Origin of the sequence: Cellulophaga geojensis KL-A, assembly GCF_000568425.1 — a bacterium.
In the GTDB taxonomy this organism is placed as follows: Bacteria; Bacteroidota; Bacteroidia; order Flavobacteriales; family Flavobacteriaceae; genus Cellulophaga; species Cellulophaga lytica.
Genome location: NZ_ARZX01000083.1, coordinates 1 through 854 on the forward strand (window position 1 = coordinate 1; position 854 = coordinate 854).

Consider the following 854-nt stretch of genomic DNA (forward strand, 5'->3'; position numbering starts at 1 on the left):
AATTAATAAATCAAAATAAAGGAGACCGTTACCAACAATGCAAAAACTCACTCTAATATTAATATTGTTATTCGGATTTGACCTGTACTGTCAAGAATCTGACTATAGACCAATAGCCGAATCTGATATTAGTGTTCAATATGAAAAAATCATTGATACAGTTAACATAAAAAAGTCTCGGATTGCCCTAAAATGGAAAATATTAGAACCAGAGATTAAAGAAAAAATACGGAATAATATTTCGGAAAAGAAAAAAGATATAGAATCTGACACTTCTAATTTGACCCAAATCTACTATTTCGGAAAAAAAGAAAACGTTGGACTAAAAATTAACGGAATACTTTTAAAACCGACTTCAGCCTTACCCGAGTATTATAATAAATCAATTTATGGAGATAGCATCTTCAAAATCAATTTAGGAACGATTCCAAGATATTCGGAAATTAAAGGTGCAGAATTAATTTTTAAAAATTTACAACGGAGTGCAAAACTTCACCTTGACCCAAAATACTCTCTAATACATATTGAGGTAGAACATATAGAAGACCTAACTGAAATCATAAAACAAGAAAAAGAATTTGAACAGAATATAAAAGAACTAGAAGAATCTGGAAAAGAACCAGAGATTCCAGATATTATAGAAGTATTGGAAAGTGAAGTAGTACTGATAATGCATAAAACTCCAAAAAGAAAGCACAGTTGGTAACAATGTATAACCGCAATTACGGCGGATTCGACTACGTCCGAATCCACTCGGAATTGCTAACGTCAGTGCTAAACCGAAAAATTTGCGTACTTTAACCCGTAACTGACGGTTATACGAAACCGTTGTGCATAATTTAAGAAACTCACGA

Annotated in this window: 1 protein-coding gene; it reads left to right on the forward strand. The window is 32.0% G+C overall.

Going from position 1 to position 854, the window contains the following annotated elements; all coding sequences use genetic code 11:
- Nucleotides 1-37 precede the first annotated feature (37 nt).
- The gene (locus KLA_RS17290; RefSeq protein ID WP_034647461.1) at nt 38-706 is read left to right on the forward strand and encodes a hypothetical protein; all 669 of its coding nucleotides are present in this window, start codon (nt 38-40) and stop codon (nt 704-706) included.
- Nucleotides 707-854: the final 148 nt, after the last annotated feature.

Coding starts and splice junctions, on each gene's coding strand:
- KLA_RS17290 (WP_034647461.1), top strand. CDS start 38: ATGCAAAAACTCACTCTAATATTAATATTGTTATTCGGATTTGACCTG.